This is a genomic window from Peptostreptococcus canis (assembly GCF_014229965.1).
GTDB lineage: Bacteria > Bacillota > Clostridia > Peptostreptococcales > Peptostreptococcaceae > Peptostreptococcus > Peptostreptococcus canis.
In genome coordinates, this window is record NZ_JABGBW010000002.1 from 245,946 (window position 1) to 262,551 (window position 16,606).

Annotated in this window: 15 protein-coding genes and 1 other annotated feature; all 15 genes read right to left on the bottom strand. The window is 31.2% G+C overall.

From position 1 onward, the window contains the following. Positions 1 to 182: 182 nt before the first annotated feature. Positions 183 to 3,305, bottom strand: a complete 3,123-nt coding sequence (gene ileS, locus HLB29_RS04195) for an isoleucine--tRNA ligase (RefSeq protein ID WP_185623902.1) — start codon at positions 3,303 to 3,305, stop codon at positions 183 to 185. Positions 3,306 to 3,364: 59 nt separating this feature from the next. Next, positions 3,365 to 3,582 (bottom strand) — a binding site (T-box leader). A gap of 120 nt (positions 3,583 to 3,702) precedes the next feature. Next, positions 3,703 to 4,347, bottom strand: coding sequence for a DivIVA domain-containing protein (locus tag HLB29_RS04200; protein WP_185623903.1), 645 nt, complete (start codon positions 4,345 to 4,347; stop codon positions 3,703 to 3,705). Positions 4,348 to 4,413: 66 nt separating this feature from the next. After that, on the bottom strand, positions 4,414 to 5,199 hold the full coding sequence (locus HLB29_RS04205; RefSeq protein WP_185623904.1) for a YlmH family RNA-binding protein: 786 nt from the start codon (positions 5,197 to 5,199) through the stop codon (positions 4,414 to 4,416). A 7-nt stretch (positions 5,200 to 5,206) separates the two neighbouring features. Beyond that, entirely contained in the window at positions 5,207 to 5,464 is a 258-nt protein-coding gene (locus HLB29_RS04210) for a YggT family protein (RefSeq protein WP_185623905.1), read from the bottom strand. Positions 5,465 to 5,476: 12 nt separating this feature from the next. Further along, on the bottom strand, positions 5,477 to 5,971 hold the full coding sequence (locus HLB29_RS04215) for a cell division protein SepF (RefSeq protein WP_185623906.1): 495 nt from the start codon (positions 5,969 to 5,971) through the stop codon (positions 5,477 to 5,479). Positions 5,972 to 6,003: 32 nt separating this feature from the next. Continuing rightward, positions 6,004 to 6,699 (bottom strand): YggS family pyridoxal phosphate-dependent enzyme, encoded by a 696-nt coding sequence (locus HLB29_RS04220; protein ID WP_185623907.1) that lies wholly within the window; start codon positions 6,697 to 6,699, stop codon positions 6,004 to 6,006. Between the two features lie 113 nt (positions 6,700 to 6,812). Continuing rightward, entirely contained in the window at positions 6,813 to 7,823 is a 1,011-nt protein-coding gene (locus HLB29_RS04225) for an NAD(P)H-dependent glycerol-3-phosphate dehydrogenase (RefSeq protein WP_185623908.1), read from the bottom strand. Positions 7,824 to 7,843: 20 nt separating this feature from the next. Then, positions 7,844 to 8,455 carry a glycerol-3-phosphate 1-O-acyltransferase PlsY gene (plsY, locus tag HLB29_RS04230; protein ID WP_185623909.1) on the bottom strand — a complete coding sequence of 204 codons (612 nt, stop codon included), beginning with the start codon at positions 8,453 to 8,455 and terminating at the stop codon, positions 7,844 to 7,846. A 12-nt stretch (positions 8,456 to 8,467) separates the two neighbouring features. After that, positions 8,468 to 9,793: a ribosome biogenesis GTPase Der gene (gene der / locus HLB29_RS04235; RefSeq protein ID WP_185623910.1), complete on the bottom strand. Its 1,326-nt coding sequence runs from the start codon at positions 9,791 to 9,793 to the stop codon at positions 8,468 to 8,470. Positions 9,794 to 9,813: 20 nt separating this feature from the next. Further along, on the bottom strand, positions 9,814 to 10,278 hold the full coding sequence (gene nrdR, locus HLB29_RS04240; protein ID WP_185623911.1) for a transcriptional regulator NrdR: 465 nt from the start codon (positions 10,276 to 10,278) through the stop codon (positions 9,814 to 9,816). A 71-nt stretch (positions 10,279 to 10,349) separates the two neighbouring features. Then, positions 10,350 to 11,513 carry a cell division protein FtsZ gene (ftsZ, locus tag HLB29_RS04245; RefSeq protein ID WP_185623912.1) on the bottom strand — a complete coding sequence of 388 codons (1,164 nt, stop codon included), beginning with the start codon at positions 11,511 to 11,513 and terminating at the stop codon, positions 10,350 to 10,352. 160 nt (positions 11,514 to 11,673) lie between these two features. After that, positions 11,674 to 12,780, bottom strand: coding sequence for an undecaprenyldiphospho-muramoylpentapeptide beta-N-acetylglucosaminyltransferase (murG, locus tag HLB29_RS04250; RefSeq protein WP_185623913.1), 1,107 nt, complete (start codon positions 12,778 to 12,780; stop codon positions 11,674 to 11,676). A 1-nt stretch (position 12,781) separates the two neighbouring features. Then, complete coding sequence (gene murD / locus HLB29_RS04255; protein ID WP_185623914.1) at positions 12,782 to 14,161, bottom strand: UDP-N-acetylmuramoyl-L-alanine--D-glutamate ligase; 1,380 nt, start codon at positions 14,159 to 14,161, stop codon at positions 12,782 to 12,784. A 29-nt stretch (positions 14,162 to 14,190) separates the two neighbouring features. Continuing rightward, positions 14,191 to 15,156 (bottom strand): phospho-N-acetylmuramoyl-pentapeptide-transferase, encoded by a 966-nt coding sequence (mraY, locus tag HLB29_RS04260; protein WP_185623915.1) that lies wholly within the window; start codon positions 15,154 to 15,156, stop codon positions 14,191 to 14,193. Next, positions 15,156 to 16,568 carry a UDP-N-acetylmuramoyl-tripeptide--D-alanyl-D-alanine ligase gene (locus HLB29_RS04265; protein ID WP_185623916.1) on the bottom strand — a complete coding sequence of 471 codons (1,413 nt, stop codon included), beginning with the start codon at positions 16,566 to 16,568 and terminating at the stop codon, positions 15,156 to 15,158. The genes mraY and HLB29_RS04265 overlap by 1 nt, the downstream gene beginning before the upstream one ends. Between the last annotated feature and the right edge of the window lie 38 nt (positions 16,569 to 16,606).

The following is a 16,606-nucleotide window of genomic DNA, read 5'->3' on the forward strand; positions in this document are numbered from 1 at the left end:
CAATTTATATATAGTATACCATATTTATAATAAAGTGTATACATTATTTATATTATATTTCAAATAATTTTTCTATATACTAAAAGAAGCTAACCCAAAAACCTCTAATTTTATTATTTTTAAAAATAAAATTTTTGTTTATGAGTTAACCCCCCTATTTCTATGGTATATATTACAATAATTTATACTCTTTCTACTTTTATTCCTGTGACATGATCATTTAAATTTTGTTTTTCTAAATCATCACAATCGCATTTTTCTATTGATAATGCTAATGTTTCAGTTTTAATATAATCTTCAAATGAATTCACCGCACTTACAACATCTTCATCACCATTGTAATAAATTTTTATATTGTCAAGAACTTCAAATCCATTTGACTTTCTTAATTGTTGAACTTTAGAAACGAATTCTCTGGCAAGTCCCTCATTAATAAGTTCTTTGGTTAAAGTTGTATCTAATATAACGAATAGATTATTTTCCATGGATACATTAAATCCTGGTTTGGAATCAATATTAATTAAAATATGTTCTTTACCAAATTCAAAGTCAGAACCTCCAACCTGAACTTTTACTTTTTCTCCTGTTTCAACCTTAGAAACTACTTCGTGAGCATCTAGTTTATTCAACACTTTTCCAAACTCGTTAACATTTTTTCCAAGAACAGGTCCCAATACCTTAAAATTAGGTTTTAAAGAGAAGTTCATAAATACACTTAAATCTTTTACAAATTTTACTTCCTTAACATTCAATTCTTCTTTCATCAAATCTACCAAATCTGAGATTGTAGATTCATATTTACCATCTATCAATACCTCAGCAATCGGCTGTCTGACTTTGATCTTAGAATTTTCTCTCGCTGCTCTTCCTAATGTCACAAGATTCTTTGTAAGATCCATTTTTTCTTCTAAATCCAAATCTATTAAATCAGAATTACATCTTGGATAATCAGCACAATGAACGGAATATTCTCCTGTTAATTTTCTATACATTTCTTCTGATAGGTATGGTGAAAACGGAGCTATCATCTTACAAAAATCTGTTAAAACTTCATATGTAGTATTATATACTGATTTCTTATCTTCAGTTAGCTCAGTTCCCCAGAATCTTCTTCTAGATCTTCTTATATACCAGTTTGATAAATCATCATTTAAAAATTCGGTCATTCTTCTAATTGATTTATTAACTTCAAATATTTCTAAATTATCTTCAATTTCTTTCTTTAAATTATTGAACTTAGAAAGTATCCACCTATCCAATTCGGGCCTGTCCTTATATTCAACGAAAAACTCTCTTGGATCTAACTTATCAGTATTTGCATATAGTGTAAAGAAATTATAAGTATTTTTCAAAGTTCCGATAAATTTAGACATTATTTCCTTCAAGCCATCTTCATCAAATTTTATTGGAGTCCACGGTGGAGATACATATAATAAATACCATCTTAAAGCGTCTGCTCCATATTTATCAAACATTTCAAATGGATTTATTGTATTTCCTTTTGATTTTGACATCTTCTTTCCATTTTTATCCAGTACCAAATCTGTTACGAGAACATTTTTATAAGGAGCCTTTCCAGTGACAAATGTAGATACCGCTAACAGTGAATAGAACCAACCTCTTGTTTGGTCTATACCTTCGCAAATGTAGTCTGCCGGGAATAATTTATCAAAATCTTCTTTATGTTCAAATGGATAATGCCATTGAGCAAAAGGCATCGCACCTGAGTCGAACCAACAATCAATTACTTCGCTTACTCTTGTCATATTTTCGCCACACTTATCACACTTTAAATGAACATCATCTATATATGGTCTATGTAGTTCTATTGTTTTTGGATCTACTTTTTCTACTGCCTTTTCAGCTAATTCTTCTCTTGATCCTACAGTAGTTATATGTCCGCATTCACATTTCCAAACCGGTAATGGAGTTCCCCAATACCTAGTTCTAGAAATGGCCCAGTCCTTTAATTCCTCAAGCCAGTTGCCAAATCTTCCCTGACCAACAAACTCAGGGAACCAATTTACACCATTATTATTTTTAATCAACTTATCCTTTAATTTAGTCATTTCTAAATACCATCCAGGATTAGCATAGTAAACAAGTGGTGTAGAACATCTCCAACAATGTGGATAATTATGTTCAACTTTTTCCTTTGAATAAAGTTTATTTTCTGCAGCTAACCATTTAATTATATCAACATCTAGTCCATCTTCCATCACAAATCTACCTTCCCATGGAGTGGCTGTAAACTTACCTTCATCATTTACAGGTTGAATAAATGGAAGCTTATATTTTCTTCCCAAATTATAGTCATCCTCACCAAATGCTGGTGCAGTGTGAACAATACCAGTACCATCTGTCGTAGTTACATAATCTCCACATGTGATAAAAAATGCTTTTTCATCGACATCTACAAATGGCATAAGCTGTTCGTATTCAATAAATTCTAGATCTTTACCCTTAAGATTTTCTATTATTTCATATTCTCTTTCTCCCAAATGTTTATCAGCAAGTGCTTGAGCTATGTAATAAATTTCCTCTCCTTTTCTTACCTTCAAATAGTCCACCTCTGGATTTACAGTAAGTGCTACATTAGATGGAAGTGTCCATGGTGTTGTAGTCCAGGCAAGAAAATATTCATTTTCAGTCCCTTTTTTTCTAAACTTTGCGACCAAAGTATTGCTCTTTATTTCTTTGTATCCTTGAGCAACTTCATGAGATGCAAGTCCGGTTCCACATCTCGGACAATAAGGAAGTATTTTATGCCCCTCATATAAGAGACCTTCTTTGTTAAATTTATCAAGTATCCACCAAAGTGATTCAATATAATCGTTATCTAAAGTTATGTATGGATCATCTAAATCTACAGAATATGCCATTCTTTCTGTCATATTTCTCCACTGCTTTTCATAAGTAAAAACAGAGTCTCTACATTTCTCACAAAATTCTTTAATTCCATATTCTTCAATGGCTTTTTTATCTGATAACCCCAATTCTTTTTCGACTTGAAGTTCAACTGGTAAACCATGAGTATCCCATCCTGCTTTTCTAGGTACTTTATATCCACTCATAGTCTTATATCTACACACCCAATCTTTCAACGTTCTGGAAATAACATGGTGAATACCAGGATTTCCATTCGCTGTAGGGGGTCCTTCAAAGAAAACATATGTTGGATCATTTTCACCTTTTTCCAATACCTTTTCAAGTATATTATCTCTCTGCCATCCTTTTAATGTCTGTTCTTCAGCTTCAGATACGCTACAATCAAGAAGCTTTTCAAAAACTAATTCTTTTTCCATAATTCCAACTCCTTTAAATAATAAATAATTCCTAAAAAAATAACCCGTCTCCTTGCAATGCAAGGGACGAGTTGAAATCGCGTTACCACCCTAGTTCCCAGTCTAAAACCAGGCACTCTCCAGTCTATATCGAAACTACCCGGTCAGCCTATTAATCTTGCGACTTTCAGCCTTCAGCTCTGAAGTGATTTTCATATAAAACATCCTTTATTGGCTTACACCATACCCAACTCGCTTTAAAGTAGATTTATATTACTCTCTTCGTCAACACTTAATATTTTATTTATTTAGATAATATTGTATTGCAATAAACAAAAATCGTCAAGTATTTTTAAAATATTTTTTAAAATTTTATTTGATACTTTTATAACTTAAATATATTAATACTATCAATTATTTATTTTATATTAAATATATCTTCCGGAGAACTCGACTTTTCTTCATCTTCAGCACTAATTATCCCTAAATCATGCTCTGAAGTCGTATTTTTCTCCTCTTCCTCTTGCACATCTTCCAATACCGCCATTCTCATTGTTCCAGTTGGCTCAAATGCAGTCGGTGATGTAGCCTGAGTAAATCCATCCGATTCTGTAACTATATCACTAAATATATCATCGACATTCTTTATTTCATCTTGAAGTAAAGACTTAAACTTTATTCTAAATACTTTGAATTCTTTCACAAGAGATTCATACTCATTTCTTATTTCAATAACTTTATTATTCGCCTTATCAATCATTTGTTTTGATTGAAGTTCAGCCTCCTGAACTATTATTCTTGCCTTCTTGTTTGCAGCATTAGTAGTATCTTCAGCAGCACTTTGAGCAGTAATTAAAGTTTCTTTTAAAGTTTCTTCAATACTTGAGTATTTGCTTACCTGATCTTTATACATAGATAGTTTTTCTTTCAAAGCTTCATTTTCTTTAAACAACGCCTCATAACTTTCTTTTACCTCGTCAAGAAAAACGTCTACTTCATTTTCACTGTAACCTCTGAATCCCCTTTTAAAATCCTTAGTTTCCAAAATTTCTGGTGTTATCATTTCTTCACTTCCTATACTTTAATATTTTTTTCTCTAATAATTATTCAAACTATATATTAATAATTCTTACATATAAATACTAACTATAATTCGTATTTTTCCTTTTTTAGATATACCGCCTATTTCCTTGACTAGAAACTTACCTTTTTTTCTCACTGAAATAAGCGTTCCTTCTTTTATTTGTCTGGATGTCTGATTTACATTTTCATAATCTACATTTACGTATTCTGAATTAATACACCTATCCGCCTCTTGTCTAGACATATTAAATACTCCTGCTATGATATTGTCCAATCTCAATGATGATACTGATAATAATTTATCTTTCATAATTTGTTGAGGAATCACTAATTCCTCTTTTGAAATTTCATGAACTTTTATATTATTGTGAGCAACCTTAGTATAATTATATAAAATATAATCTGAAATTTCCTTATCAACTATTATCTGACAAAAATTTTCATGTACAAGTATATCGCCTATTTTCTCTCTCTTTATTCCCAAACCAAGAATGGAGCCCAAATAATCCCTATGAGTTATTGAAGTAAATTTAAAATTACCATCTGCCTGAATAAATTTTAAATTTTCATCATTTACATCAGTCTCATAATAAAAAGGAAAAATGCGTATAATTGCTCTTTCACAATCCTTGTAACCACCAAGTATTTCATATTTCAGATCAGATTCAGAGTTAATAATAGAAACAGCATTTTTTATTTCAAAAGGATTTAAAAATTCTGTATTTCTTATATCATGGTTTTTAAGAACACCATTACATAAATCCACTACCCTATACATTTTTATCCTAAGATTATCATCTTTAATATATGCAGTTACTTTCTGTCTATCCATTTAACACCTATAATAATCTCATTATTAACCTGGATATCACCATTAATATTATAATAGATATCATAGGAGAAAAATCAACAGGTCCAACCGTAAACTTACTCATAGCTTTTCTTACTGGTGCTTCAATTGGATCTGTTAATTCACTGATAATTTGGTAAATTTTACTGTCCATAGCTCCAGGAAACCAACTCATAAGAGCTTTTATTATTATCATCCATGTTATTACATCCAATAACCTAACAAGTGCTATTTTTAAAATTAACATTTTTTATTCTCCTTACTTGTTTTGCCAAGGGAAAATAGCTTTACTTTCAAGCTCTTTTTTCATGTTTGAGTCAACATCAACATTTTTAGGGGCTAATATAAAAATTGATTTATTCACTCTTTGAATATTTCCATCAAGAACATATACGGCACCATTCATAAAATCAAAAATGGACTTTTTGGTGTTTTGTTGTGTCATCTTTTCCAAGTTTACAATCACTGTTTTTCTAAGTCTCAGGTGATCAGCTATTGTAGCAGCATCATCGTACACCTTTGGCTCTACAATTACCACTTTCATCTGATTATGACTGTGGTATTCCGGCATAGAACCAGTCAACGAACCTAATGAAACACCCGCTTCTTCATCTTCATCATAATCATCGTAGTTTTCATCGTATTCATCATAATTTTCATCATATTCATCATATGAATCATATTCTTCTGGAGCCTCATCATCAATAATCATCCAATTTTTCAATTTTCCCATTCTATCTTTAAAGCCTGCCATAATTTACCTCCTAGCACTATCTTTTATTTTTGTTATTTATTTCTGCTTCCAAATATAGATGTTCCTATTCTAACTATGGTAGCACCTTCTTCAATTGCAATTTTGTAATCTTGACTCATTCCCATCGATAACTCTCTCATTTCCACACCTTTTATTCCCAGTGTTAAAATATATTCCGATAAATCCTTCAAGCCTTTAAATACTTTTCTAATTTCATTATCATCTGCATCAAAAGGAGCCATAGTCATCATTCCTACAATTTTAATTCTATCAAATCTTTTGGAACATTCTCTAATAAATCCTTCAACCTCATTTTTTTTAAGTCCATGTTTAGTTTCCTCTCCGGATATATTAACCTGAACCAAGCACTCTATATTCAAATCACAAAGTTCTGCTCTTTTTTGAATTTCTTCCGCTAAAGATATTCTATCAAGCGAATGTATAAGAGTAACTTTGTCTATAATATACTTAACTTTATTAGTCTGAAGAGAACCAATCTGATGCCATTTCACTTTATCTCCAATAACATCATATTTCCTCTGTAATTCCTGTGGCTTATTTTCTCCTACTTCAGTAATTCCAGATTCAATTGCTTCTTGTATAACATTGACATCAACAGTTTTTGTCACCCCTAAAAGCAGTATGTCTTCGGGATTTCTCTCAACATTTTTAGCGATTGTCATAATATTATTTTTAATATATTCAATTTTAGATTTTATATCTTTCATAATTATATCTCCAATCACTATTATACTTAAAAACAAAAATAAGCATAATATCACATATATATTATTATAACAAAAACTTTTCATCTTGTATGTATTATTTGAAAAAAATATTGCTATAATTTGAATATAAACTCATTTTCATGTTTTTTTGATCTGGTCATAAGTTCCGTAACGCCTACTTTTGGATCCAGTTCACCCATTATTACTCTATAAATACATTCTGTAATAGGCATTTCTATATCTAATTTTTTAGTCATATTATATACGGCTTTTGTTGCAGTAATCCCTTCTACAACCATATCTATTTTCTTGATTGTTTCTTCAATAGAGTATCCCTGACCTATCAAAATACCAGCTCTTCTATTTCTAGAATGCATACTTGTACATGTAACTATTAAATCGCCTATACCGGTCAATCCTGAAAAAGTAGAAAGTTCAGCTCCAAGTGCTACTCCAAATCTGCTTATCTCAGTAAGACCTCTTGTCATTAAAGCAGCTTTAGAATTATCCCCAAATTCCAACCCATCTAATATTCCCGCTCCAAAAGCTATAATATTTTTTGTGGCTCCACCTAATTCTACTCCTATTAAATCATTATTAGTATATACTCTGATGTATTCATTCATAAAATAATCCTGAACAGTTCTGGATACGTCTATATCTTCAGATGCAGCGACAAGTGCTGTAGGCATTTTCCTAGATACTTCTTCGGCATGAGATGGCCCTGACAACATACAATATCTATTATTTGGAATTTCTTCCTTACATATTTCTGAAATTCTTAAACCTGTATCATTTTCAATTCCCTTAGCTACATTCACAATAATCTGATTATCAGTAATTATGTTAGAAATCATTTTACATATTTTTCTAACTTGCTGAGAAGGCACTCCTAATACTATTATTTTCGAATCTTTTACAGCTTGTTTTATGTCATTAGTAGCGAGCAGACTTTTTCCTAATTTAATATCTGACAGATATTTAGAATTAGTATGATTACTGTTAATTTCATCAGCTTGTTCTTTTCTTCTAGACCATATCACGACATTATGACCATTTTCATCTAACACAGTAGCTAAGGCAGTTCCCCAACTACCAGCACCAAGCACACAAATTTTATCCATACAAAACACCTCCTCTGCATTTAAAGTTTTTTCTTTGAATCTATACTGTTTTCTTCACCTTTCCATAGTCTTAATAAATTAGCCTTATGTCTATATATTATAATTATAGATAGTATCATACATATCCATACACCACTAAAATCTTCCGTAATATACATTAATACCGGGAATAAACAAATAGATAATATTGATGCAACTGACACATATCTGGTTACCAATGCCACTACTGAAAAAAATATTGCACAGGTAATACACATTAAAGGAGATATTGCCGCCATTGCACCATAAGTTGTCGCGACACCTTTTCCACCTTTAAATTTAAGTAATACAGGCCAATTATGTCCACATACAGAAGCTACTAATGCTATGTATTTGGCAAGACTTATATCAACTCCCATCTTATTGGCAATTAATATAGATAATATGACAGAAATTGTTCCCTTTAAAAAATCACCTATAAAAGTAAGTATACCGGCTTTTTTACCTAATGTTCTTATCGCATTTGTCGTTCCGGGATTTTTTGATCCTAAATGCCTGATATCTTTATTAAAAATAAATCTACTTATCAAGTATGAATTAGATATATTCCCGAGAAAATACGATAGCGAAATTATCAATATATATGCAAGCATAATTCCCCCTTATTACCTTCTTTTTTGTTTATATTCTATTCTTATTGAAGTTCCTTCAAAACCAAAATTTTCTCTTAATCTATTTTCTATATATCTGGTATAAGAAAAATGCGTTAATTCCGTATCATTGATAAATAATGTGAAGGTAGGAGGTTTTATACCGGTCTGAGTTCCATAATAAATCTTCAATCTTCTTCCCTTATCAGATGGGGGCTGATTCAACATAACAGCTTCACCGATTACTTCATTTAAAACAGACGTTGTGACTCTTCTATTTTGCTCAAATGAAACCTCTACAATAGTATCCAAAATTTTATTTATTCTTTGATTAGTAACAGCCGATACAAATACTATAGGAGCATAATTCATAAACGGAAATTTTTCTCTAATACTTTTTTTATAATTTCCCATAGTTTTGTTATCTTTTTCAATTAGGTCCCATTTATTGACAACAAAAATACATCCTTTTCCTTCATCATGAGCAATACCTGCGATTTTAGTATCTTGCTCGGTTACACCTTCAGTGGCATCGATTACTATCAATACAACATCTGCTCTATCAACAGCACTCATAGATCTTATAACTGAAAATCTCTCCACATTTTCATAAACCTTACTCTTTCTTCTAATACCTGCCGTATCTATAAGCAGAAATTTTTTATTATCTTTTTCAAAATATGTATCTATCGCATCTCTTGTTGTACCTGCTATTGGAGATACAATTACTCTGTTTTCTCCTAAAATATTATTCAAAATAGAACTTTTTCCTGCATTTGGTTTACCGGTGATTGCCACTCTTATAATATCTTCATCATATTCTGTATTCAATCCTTCCGGAAAATTTTCTACAATCTCATCCAGCAAGTCACCAAGTCCCATACTATTTGCTCCTGACACTGCAGTTGGATTTCCAAGTCCTAATTCATAAAAATCATATATATTATCATACTGGCTCATGGAGTCAATTTTGTTCACTACAAGTATCACTGGTTTATTAGTTTTTCTTAAAATATCAGCCACTTCTTTATCAGCAGCAGTAATACCTGCTTTACCATCCACTATAAACAATATTACATGTGCCATATCTACTGCTAAAAGAGCCTGATTTCTCATCTGTGATACTATCACATCATCCGTTTCCGGTTCTATACCACCCGTATCAATTATTGTAAAAAATTTGTTTAACCACTCAACTTCTCCAAAAATTCTATCACGTGTAACTCCGGGTGTATCTTCTACTATAGAAATTTTCTTACCGGTTAATTTATTAAATATTGTAGATTTTCCGACATTAGGTCTTCCTACTACGGCAACTATAGGTCTATTATCTATACTCAAAATATCACATCCTTATTCTTTTATTTGTCATTTCCTCTTTCTTTCAATATACTCTCTAATTCATTAACAAATGTATTTAAATCTTTAAACTGTCTATATACAGAAGCAAATCTTACATAAGCTACTTCATCTATATTCTTCAGTCTGTCCATAACCATTTCACCAATTTTTGTAGATTCTATTTCATCTACATACATCTTATTAATCTCTGAGTCTATCGAATCCACAACTTCATCAATCTTTGAAATAGACACCGGTCTTTTTTCACATGATCTAATTAAGCCATATTTTATCTTGTCTCTATCAAATAACTCTCTTCTTCCGTCTTTCTTTATTACCATGACTGGTATCATCTCTATTTTTTCATATGTAGTAAATCTTTTCCTACATTTTTCACATTCGCGTCTTCTTCTTATTGATGTGGAATCTATATGTCGAGAATCCAGCACCTTGGATTCTTTACATTCACAATAAGGACAAAGCATTTTTTCTCTCCTTCCCATATACGAAAAACGACTCAACAACAGTTGAGTCATTTTCACTTATATTGACATCTCTACTTTTTTCTTCTTAAAAATGTTGGAATGACCATATCATCATCTCCAGCTGTTACCGTATCTTCAAAATCATTAGCAAAAGTATCTTCAACAGTCGTAATTGACTCAACAACTTTCTGACCTTCATTTACTCTAGGAATTTCATTATATTTTGGTGCAGAAGAAACATTTTGTCTTCTTAACTGCGGAGTATTAAAAAAATCATCTGACGAATCTTGAAGACCTGTTGCTACAACTGTAATTACTATCTCATCACCAAAATCTTCTCTCGTAGCAGCACCAAATATAATCATTGCATCCGGATCACATTTTTGTCTAATTATTTCAGTTGCTTCACTAACTTCAAGCAATCCTAAATCTTTTCCACCTGTAACGTTTATCAACACACCTTTTGCACCATCAATAGTAGTTTCAAGTAATGGTGATTCAATAGCCTGTTTAGCTGCGACAATAGCTCTGTCTTCTCCAGAAGCAGTTCCCATGCCCATATGAGCAAGCCCCTGATCTTTCATAACAGCTTCAACGTCTGCAAAGTCAAGATTGATTAATGCAGCTTCAGATATAAGACCGGAAATTGCCTGTATACCTTGTTTAAGTATATCATCAGCCTTTGATAATGCGTCTGTAATACTTGTTCTCTTTTCTATTATCTGAAGAATTTTATCATTTGGTATTGTAATTAATGTATCAACATTTTTTCTTAATTCAGCAATACCTTCTTCTGCTCTGCTCATTCTAACTCTTCCCTCAAATGAAAAAGGTTTGGTAACTACAGCAACTGTCAGTGCACCGGCATTTTTTGCAATTTGAGCAACTATTGGGGCCGCACCTGTACCAGTTCCACCGCCCATACCCGCCGTTACAAATACCATATCTGCACCTTCAATAACCTTTGCTATTTCATCCGCAGATTCTTCCGCTGCTTTTTTCCCTTTTTCAGGATTAGCACCAGCACCTAATCCTTTAGTCAGTTTTTCTCCTATTTGTAGTATATGTTCCGCCTTAGAATGTTCTAACGCCTGTTTATCAGTATTTAATGCTATATATTCTACTCCTTTTACTCCGGAACCTATCATAACATTGATGGCATTGTTACCACCACCGCCAACACCTATGACTTTAATATTTGCAGAGTTTGGTATCTCTTCAACAAAGTTTAACATATTTAAACCTCCATTCGCACTTAGTTTTATATCTGATTAATAATTAAATATCAAAGATTTATAGTTCATCAAAAAATTAATATTCTATCTATTCTATAATATCCTATAAAACACCTACATTGCAATATTTTTTTCAAACTTTTTGATATTTTTATGTTTTTTATTTTTTAAAACATTCCTCAGATATTTTTTTATAAATAATATCTATGGAATCTCTTTTCCCAAATTTTCTACTACATCTAGCCATTTCTTCAAGTTTCTGTGTGTTTTTTAAAAGACTAAAAATAGTATTACTTAATTTCTCCGGACATAGCTCTCTCTCTGTAATACATATGCCACCGCCTGCACTTTCAAGACTTTTCGCATTATATTCCTGGTGATTTTCCGCTGTATATGCTTTTGGAACTATTATAGCAGCTACTCCTATTGCTGTCATTTCAGCCATAGATATTGCACCTGCACTCCCTATAACCAGATCACATGCAGCCAGATTATTCGCCATATCATCTAAATATGGAACAACCCTTTGATGTTCTTTAAAATTAAGTTTTCCGTACATTTTCATGAATTTTTCATAGTAATCTTTTCCGGTAGATATAGTAAATGCTATATCCTCTTTTACTAATCTTGGAAGTGCTGTTTTTAAAGCATCATTTATTTCTTCAGAACCGCCACTTCCACCAGCAACCAGCAGCATTTTTTTGTTTTTAGGTATGTCTAATATCTCTCTGGATTTTTCTTTTTCAGAATTTAATATCTCTTCTCTTACCGGATTACCCGTTAAAACTAATTTCTTTCTAGCACTTTCCGGAAATCTTTTATGCGAATCATCAAAACTGGTCATTACAAAATCTACATTTTTAGAAAGCATTTTATTTGTAATGCCTGGAAAAGAATTTTGTTCATGTATACATGATTTTATCCCCATTTTACTCGCTTTTAACACCACAGAACCACTCACATATCCACCAGTTCCAATTACTAAATCCGGCTTAAATTCTTGAATGATTTTTTTTGAATCACTTAAAGATTTTAAAAACATTAAAACTCTTTTTACATTTTCAAAATCTATTTTTCGCTTAAAGCCTTTAACTTCAATAAATTTAATTTGATACCCATATTTAGGTACAATAGTTGACTCTATTCCATTTTTAGTCCCTACAAACAGAATTTCTGCTTCAGGATGATTTTCTTTAATTTTATTTGCAATTGCAATCGCAGGGTAGACATGTCCTCCTGTCCCTCCGCCAGATAATATAACTTTCATTTTATTTCCTCTTTAGACTTTCTACACACTTCTTAAAGTCATCGCCTCTTTCTTCATAGTTATTATACATTCCCCAACTAGCAGATGCCGGAGATAATAATACTACATTATTTTCTGAGGCAACTTCAAAGGATTTTTGAACTGCTTCTGACATAGAATTCACTTTATAAATTTCTTCTATTCCATTATTTTTAGCTGTTTTCTCTATTAATTCAGCTGTTTGTCCAAGAACTATAACAGTCCTCACATATTTTTTTGCAATCTCGAACAACTCATTGAAATCACTTCCTTTGTCATAGCCACCGGCAATTAATATTATCGGTTCATTATAGGACTGAACGGCTTTAATTGTTGAATCAGGATTAGTTCCCTTTGAATCATTAACAAATTTAATTCCATTAACCGTATCCACATACTCCAACCTGTGTTCAACAGCTTTGAAATTTTTTAATACGTTTTTAATTACATTTTTATCTATTCCGTACGAAATACACATGCCAATTGCTGCCATACAATTTTCTAAGTTATGAGCTCCCGGTAAACTTAATTGTTCTGCTTTCATAAATACAGACTCAATGCCTTTATCATTTATTATTATTTCATTTTTTTCATTTAAATATATACCATTTTCTACTTTATTTTTTCTGGAGAAAAATCTTACAGTAGCTTTACAATTTTCTGCCATCTTTTTCGTTATTTCATCATCATAGTTCAGTATACAGAAATCTTCAACATTTTGATTCATAAAAATTCGTGCTTTTGCATTTGTATAGTTTTCCATTGTATGATGTCTATTTAGGTGATCTTCAGTTAAATTGAGTACAGTCGATACTTTAGGTTTAAATTCCTCTATACTTTCCAGTTGGAAACTTGATAACTCTGTTACTAATACAGACTTTTCTCCTCCAATATCCACCGCATGAATTGAGGGATTTCCTATATTTCCGACGATATATGTTTCTTTTCCGGAAGCTTTAAAAATTTCACCAACTATCGAAGTTGTAGTAGTCTTACCGTTTGTTCCGGTTATTCCTATGAAATCCATATTTTTTTGTCTACTTGCTCTAAAGGCCAGTTCAATTTCGCTTATAACTTCTTTTTTTACTTTTTTAAGTTCCAATATATAGTCTAAATCAAGTGGAACACCTGGTGATACAACTGCAAAGTCAATTTTTTCCAATTCATGAAAACTTGGATTTCTACCTAGAATAAATTCAATATTATCTTTATTGCTAAAATTATCTAATACGTCTTTCAGTTCCTCTTTATTTTTAGAATCATTTAAAATCACTGTAGCTCCATTTTTTAATAAATAATCAGCAGTAGAAATACCGGTTCTAGCTACACCTACTACTAATACAGTCTTATTATTAAACAACATGTTCACCTCTATTCAACCTTACTAATTACCTAAAATAATGCAATTATACCTAATAATGACAATATTACTGATACTATCCAAAATATAAACACAACTTTTGTCTCCGGCCATCCACACTGCTCATAATGATGATGAAGTGGAGCCATTTTAAAAATTCTTTTTTTAGTTCTCCTGAAATACATAACTTGAATCATTACCGACAAAGCTTCTGCAAAATATATTCCACCTACAATTGGTATTATCAATACAGAATTGGTAAAAACAGCAAATGATATTACTGCCCCTCCTAATGCCATAGAACCAGTATCCCCCATAAATACTTTAGCCGGATTTACATTGAACCACAAAAATCCAATACAGGCACCAAAAGTTGCTGCTGCCATTTGTGATACCTCAATGTTATTTGATACTAAAAGTGCAAATAGAACAAAAAATACAGATACAATAGCTGTTATTCCACTGGCAAGTCCGTCTAAACCATCAGTTAGATTAACAGCATTTACAGTACCTATTATAGCTATCATCATAATAGGTATATAAAAGATACCTATGTTGATTCCGCTTTGTAAAAAAGGTACTGTAAATTGAGTACCATCTCCTATTGAATTATATCTATAAAATGATATCACAAAAGAAAGAATAACTTGCATTATTATCTTTTGCTTTGGAGTAAGTCCCAACGATCTTTTTTTTCTAATTATTATGAAATCATCTAAAAAACCAATCATACCAAATCCGAACATGCAAAGTATAGCAATTATTAAATCAGTATTTATTTTGCTTCTTAGTAATGTTGTAATAAGTATAGCTATAATAATCATTACTCCACCCATTGTTGGTGTTCCATTTTTCTTTAAATGTGATTGTGGACCATCATCTCTTACCGTCTGTCCAAATTTAAATTTATGTAAAGCAGGTAAAAATACAGGTCCCATTATCAATACTAAAATTAATGCAATTAGTGTAGTATATGTCAATTCCTTTAAACCTGGCATTATTTACCTCCTTTCAATATTTCTACAATATCTTCAAATTTCATACCCCTAGATGCTTTTACCAATATTACATCTCCATCTTTGATAATAGAGTTCAATTCATTAAAAAATTCTTCTTTATTGTTAAAGTGATATACATTGCTAAGATCAAAACCTCTTTCTTTTGCTTCAATTGCAATATATTTCGAAACATCACCTATACTGATTAATACATCTGTCTTTCCTATAGCTTGATGACCGATTTTTCTATGACCTTCTTCTGAAAAATCTCCCATTTCGAGACAATCGCCTAATATAGCTACTCTTCTATTTTTATCAAATAAAGAAAGTACTCTTAATGAAGCTATCATCGAATCTGGACTGGCATTATATACATCATTAATTATCGTATATTTTTCAGTATCTATTACGTCTTGTCTGTTTTCAGTAGGTACAAATTTTAGTAAACCTTCCTTAATTTCATCTATACTCATATTCATACTTAAACCTGCAAGTATTGCAGACATAGCATTAAATACATTATGTTCTCCTACTGTCGGTATTTCAAAATCAATACTTTCATCATAATTATCTATTTTTACAGTAAATTTAGTTTTATTATTTCCCAAAACCTCTATTTTTTTTGTATATATTGTATTTGTAGGAAATTTTCCAAAAGTAAGGATTTTATACCTAAATTTTTCACCATTATCTCTATACTCACTAGCTACTTTGCTTAAAAATGCATCATCTCCATTTATGATTAGAATGGAATTTTCATCAAAATAATTAGCTATTTCCATTTTTGCTTTTAAAATTCCTTCTTGTGAACCAAGATTTTCCACATGGGATAAACCTATATTAGATATAACAGCTATCTTCGGTCTTGTAATTTCAGCAAGATAATCTATTTCTCCAAATCCACACATTCCCATTTCAATTACAGCGCATTCATGTTTTTTCTCAATATTAAATATTGTAAGAGGAACTCCAAATTGATTATTAAAATTTTTCTGATTCTTAACAGCATTGAATTTATTTGATATTACGGAAAATATCATATCCCTTGTAGTTGTTTTTCCAACGCTTCCAGTAACACCAATAACATCCAGATCAAATAAATCTATATAATATTTTGATATTTTTCCCAAAGCCAATTCAGTATTTTCCACCTTTATAACTGAAGAATCATTTAATATTTTTTCATTAATAAAATCTAATGAACTCACTAAAAAAGCTCTACACCCATTATCATATGCCGACTCTACATATCTATGTCCATCTTGTATTTCACCTACTATTGAAATAAACATAGAATTCTGTTTAACATCTCTACTATCAATAGTTATATGAGATATTTCATATTTTTCATCTCCACTAATAAGTTCGCCTTTCGTTGACTTTATTATTTCTTCAACTTTTAAGCTAATCATTGTTGCCTCCTAAATAAATGACAGCTGTCATAATTTTT

What these genes read in the sequence shown, in the direction of transcription:
- ileS (WP_185623902.1), bottom strand. Translation starts at nt 3,305, where the DNA reads ATGGAAAAAGAATTAGTTTTTGAAAAGCTTCTTGATTGTAGCGTATCT.
- HLB29_RS04200 (WP_185623903.1), bottom strand. Translation starts at nt 4,347, where the DNA reads ATGATAACACCAGAAATTTTGGAAACTAAGGATTTTAAAAGGGGATTC.
- HLB29_RS04205 (WP_185623904.1), bottom strand. Translation starts at nt 5,199, where the DNA reads ATGGATAGACAGAAAGTAACTGCATATATTAAAGATGATAATCTTAGG.
- HLB29_RS04210 (WP_185623905.1), bottom strand. Translation starts at nt 5,464, where the DNA reads ATGTTAATTTTAAAAATAGCACTTGTTAGGTTATTGGATGTAATAACA.
- HLB29_RS04215 (WP_185623906.1), bottom strand. Translation starts at nt 5,971, where the DNA reads ATGGCAGGCTTTAAAGATAGAATGGGAAAATTGAAAAATTGGATGATT.
- HLB29_RS04220 (WP_185623907.1), bottom strand. Translation starts at nt 6,699, where the DNA reads ATGAAAGATATAAAATCTAAAATTGAATATATTAAAAATAATATTATG.
- HLB29_RS04225 (WP_185623908.1), bottom strand. Translation starts at nt 7,823, where the DNA reads ATGGATAAAATTTGTGTGCTTGGTGCTGGTAGTTGGGGAACTGCCTTA.
- plsY (WP_185623909.1), bottom strand. Translation starts at nt 8,455, where the DNA reads ATGCTTGCATATATATTGATAATTTCGCTATCGTATTTTCTCGGGAAT.
- nrdR (WP_185623911.1), bottom strand. Translation starts at nt 10,278, where the DNA reads ATGCTTTGTCCTTATTGTGAATGTAAAGAATCCAAGGTGCTGGATTCT.
- ftsZ (WP_185623912.1), bottom strand. Translation starts at nt 11,513, where the DNA reads ATGTTAAACTTTGTTGAAGAGATACCAAACTCTGCAAATATTAAAGTC.
- murG (WP_185623913.1), bottom strand. Translation starts at nt 12,780, where the DNA reads ATGAAAGTTATATTATCTGGCGGAGGGACAGGAGGACATGTCTACCCT.
- murD (WP_185623914.1), bottom strand. Translation starts at nt 14,161, where the DNA reads ATGTTGTTTAATAATAAGACTGTATTAGTAGTAGGTGTAGCTAGAACC.
- mraY (WP_185623915.1), bottom strand. Translation starts at nt 15,156, where the DNA reads ATGCCAGGTTTAAAGGAATTGACATATACTACACTAATTGCATTAATT.
- HLB29_RS04265 (WP_185623916.1), bottom strand. Translation starts at nt 16,568, where the DNA reads ATGATTAGCTTAAAAGTTGAAGAAATAATAAAGTCAACGAAAGGCGAA.